5 protein-coding genes are annotated in these 3,536 nt (G+C 68.2%); 4 read left to right on the plus strand and 1 reads right to left on the minus strand.

Translation table 11 applies throughout. From position 1 onward, the window contains the following. The coding region (locus BN903_RS11515; protein ID WP_048077858.1) for a hypothetical protein at nucleotides 1-382 on the plus strand (382 nt) is incomplete at its 5' end. Between the two features lie 29 nt (nucleotides 383-411). Here the strand turns inward: BN903_RS11515 and infB are convergent. Further along, on the minus strand, nucleotides 412-2,205 hold the full coding sequence (gene infB / locus BN903_RS11520; protein WP_048077859.1) for a translation initiation factor IF-2: 1,794 nt from the start codon (nucleotides 2,203-2,205) through the stop codon (nucleotides 412-414). A 158-nt stretch (nucleotides 2,206-2,363) separates the two neighbouring features. Here infB and BN903_RS11525 point away from each other — a divergent pair, with 158 nt between their 5' ends. The 3 genes from BN903_RS11525 to BN903_RS11535 all read left to right on the plus strand — a co-directional run. Then, a complete protein-coding gene (locus BN903_RS11525; RefSeq protein ID WP_048077860.1) occupies nucleotides 2,364-2,609 on the plus strand; it encodes a PRC-barrel domain-containing protein in 246 nt (81 codons plus the stop codon). Further along, nucleotides 2,609-3,067, plus strand: a complete 459-nt coding sequence (locus BN903_RS11530; protein WP_048077861.1) for an NOB1 family endonuclease — start codon at nucleotides 2,609-2,611, stop codon at nucleotides 3,065-3,067. Before BN903_RS11525 ends, BN903_RS11530 begins: the two co-directional genes overlap by 1 nt. 130 nt (nucleotides 3,068-3,197) lie before the next feature. Beyond that, nucleotides 3,198-3,536, plus strand: a 339-nt coding sequence (locus tag BN903_RS11535; protein ID WP_048077862.1) for a DUF2891 family protein, incomplete at its 3' end; no start/stop codon positions are given.

Raw genomic sequence — 3,536 nt, forward strand, 5'->3', positions numbered from 1 at the left:
CACGGCGGTGCGCTCGGTCGGCGACCGCGTCGTCGTCGAGATGCGCCCACCGCACGGCGACGCCACCCACACCGAGCGGTTCGACGCGCCCCGAGACGGGTCGCTCACGGAGTCGGCGGAATTCCTCGAATTCTTAGAGGCCGCGGGCGTCTCGCCGCTCGATGTCGACGAACTCGTCGGCGCTCGCGTGCCCGCGACCTACGACCCCGAGGAGGGGTGGCGGGTCGATCCCGCGTACCGCGCCGAGTCGACGGCGGACGGCGGAGGTCGGCTCGCGGACGCCCGCGACTGGCTGTGGACCTACCGGACGTGGCTGCTCGCCGCGCTGCTCGTCGGCGGCGAGTTGGCGTTCGTCGCCGTGATCATTCTGGTGTACGCGTGAAGATTCCGCGAAATCGGGCGTGAAAACGCCTACTTCCCCCAGAACGGGTCCCGCTTCCGGCGCGTGTCGAGATACCCCTGAAGCGCCTCGCGCTCGTCGGCGGTGATCTCCTCTTTCAACTCCTGTTCTAAGATCTTCGCGTGCTTCTCGGGCACCTCGGTCCAGAGCGTGTCGCCCTCCTCGATGTCGCGCCCGACGGTCGGCCCGTCGATGGCGATGCTGACGCGCTCGCCGGAGCGGGCCTCGTCGACGTCCTCGCCCTGCTTTTGAATCCCGGAGAGCCCGCCGACGCGCTCGAACTCGTTGCCCTCGAAGTAGCCGACGTTGCGGTTGTTCTGGAGCGTGCCGGCGATGATCTCCACGCCGACGACCGCGGGGTCGTTCTGGCGGAACGTGTGGTCGGGGAGGATGCGGAAGCGGGCCGGGCGCACAACCTTGTCCAGCACGGTCTCCTGTTGGGCGCGCTGCTTCTCCTCGACGTAGCGCTCGTAGTCCTCGACGAGCTGGTAGATGACCTCGTTTTTGAACAGCTTCACGTCCGCGTTCTCCAGGTCGGACTCCGCGTTCTGGAGGAGGTCGACGTTGAAGCCTAAGATAGCCTTGTGTTCGTCCTGATTCGCCGTCTCCGCGACGGCGATGTCCCGGGGCGCGATGTCGCCGACCTCGGCGCGGAGGATCGGCACCTCGGCCTCGCGGAGCGCGTTCGCCATCGCCTCCAGCGAGCCGAGGGTGTCAGCCTTGACGACGACGCCGTTGTCGGCCGTGTCAACCTCGATCTCGGCGAGTTCCGCCTTCACCTCCTCGATCACGTCCTCGACGGGGCGGTCGCGGACGACTCGGACCGGCGCGCCCGCCATCGCCTGATCGAGGTCGGGGGCGGCGATCTTCACCCCGGCCGCGGCACCGATCTCGCCGACCTTCTCGAACTCCTTCTCGGTGCGGATCTCCGCGAGCGGCTGCGGGCGGAGCAGCGCGCGGACCTCGGTGACGATCGGCTCGTCCTGTCCCCCGACGACGATCTGATCGCCGTTGCGGATCACGCCGTCGTAGACGACGGTGTCGACGGTGGCACCGAACCCGCGCTCGTCTTTCACTTCGAGGACCGTCCCCTCGCCCGGCCCCTGAACGTCGATGGCCATCTCCTCTTTCATGAACCGCTGGGAGAGGCCCATGAGGACGGTCAGCAGGTCCGGGACGCCCTCGCCGGTGAGCGCCGACAGCGGGACGACCCCGATGTTCTTCTGGAAGTCCTGGACGCGCCAGTAGAGGTCGGCGGAGAAGCCGGCGTCCGACAGCTGGCCGATGATCTCGTAGAGGTTCTCGTCGAGCATCGACTTCGCGCGCTCGGACTGCGCCTCCATGCTCCGCTGGATCGGTTCGCCGTCCTGCGGGTTCCAGCCGGGCGTCGTGTCGACTTTGTTGGCCGCGACGACGAACGGCGTTCCCGTCCGGCGGAGGATGTCTATCGCCTCCTCCGTCTGCGGCTGGAAGCCGTCGTTGACGTCGACGACCAGCACCGCGATGTCGGCGAGCGCGCCGCCGCGGGCGCGCAGCGTCGAGAAGGAGTGGTGGCCCGGCGTGTCGATGAAAAGCAGGCCGGGCAGATCGAAGTCCGACGGGTCGATCAGCTCGCCGGCCATCCCGGAGATGGTGTCGAGCGGGATGTCCGTCGCCCCGATGTGTTGGGTGATCGCGCCGGCCTCGCCCTCGCTGACGGCGGAGCCGCGGATCGTGTCGAGCAGGCTCGTCTTGCCGTGGTCGACGTGGCCCAGCACGGCGACGATTGGGGTTCGCAGGGTGTCCGCGTGTGTGTGGTCGGTCATATGTGATCGCCCCGAGAAGGTTATACCGTCCGTTCCGCCCGGGCGTCAGTTAAGCCTTTCAAAATGCCGCGACGAACCGCGACGACGAGGGCGACGCCCGTCCGTCGCCCGTCGGACGGCCCGTGGCGTTTAATACCGTCGCCCGGGACCGTGCGGGTATGGTCGACATCCTCGCGGAGAACCTCTCCGGGAAGGCGGTGATGAGCTCCGACGGCACGGAACTCGGGGACCTGTACAACATCACGATGAACCTCGAGTCCGGCGAGCTGAACCACCTGCTCGTCAGCCCGCACGAACAGCTCAGGCCCGGACGCGTCGACTTCGACGTCGACGAGATGGGGCGGCTCCGAGTACCGGTTGCGAACGTGCAGGCGGTGAAAGACTACATCGTCGTCTCCCGCTGATGGAAGTCCTCGACTCGTCCGCGTTCATCCACGAGTACACCACCGACGACGACGTGGTCTCCATTCCGGCGGTCCACGAGGAGCTAACCGGCGAGGTGGCGCTCCGCTTCGACGCGATGGAGGGCTCCGGGATGACGGTGCACGTGCCGGCCCCGGAAGCGGTCGACCGGGTCCGCCGGGCCGCGAAGGGGTCGGGCGACGCCGCGGAGTTGTCAGACACAGACATCCGGCTGATCGCGACCGCCCTGGAGCTTCACGCGACGCTCGTCACCGACGACTACGCGATGCAGAACGTCGCCGAGCGGCTCGACCTCCCGGTCGAGGCTATCGCCCGCGACGGCATCTCGGAGGAGCGGGAGTGGCGGTTCCAGTGTGTCGGCTGTAACCGCACCTTCGACGAGAACAAGGAGCGGTGCCCGATCTGCGGGAGCGACCTCACGCGGAAGAACCCGGCGTGAGCGGCGCGGTACGGTATATTTCCGCGTGACCGGTCGCGACCGGGCGTAACTCCGGGAGAACCGATTTTCTGCGTGCCATCCGATCGCACGCGACCGATCGATTGAACAGGCGGCCCGCCGACCGTCGGGCATGAACGCATTCGAGGAGTTCTCGCCGGACGCGCTCCGCGACGGACGGGCGGAGGCGCTCGACGACGCCGTCGCGACGGCGCTCGCCGCGCATCCGCTCGACGGAGTCGAGACCGAGTACCCGCACTATCAGGGGGTCGTGGAGGGACCGGAGGCCCCGACGCGTCCCGCGGAGAATCACCCCGTCTTCTACGGCTGTTTCGACTGGCACTCGGCGGTCCACAGCCACTGGGCGCTCGTACGCGCGCTCCGGCTCGCCTCAGACCACCCGGACGAGACCGCGATCGAGGCGTCCGTCGACGAGCGGCTGACGGCTCCGAACGTCGCGAGCGAGGTCGAC

The sequence above is a fragment of the Halorubrum sp. AJ67 genome, from assembly GCF_000513435.1.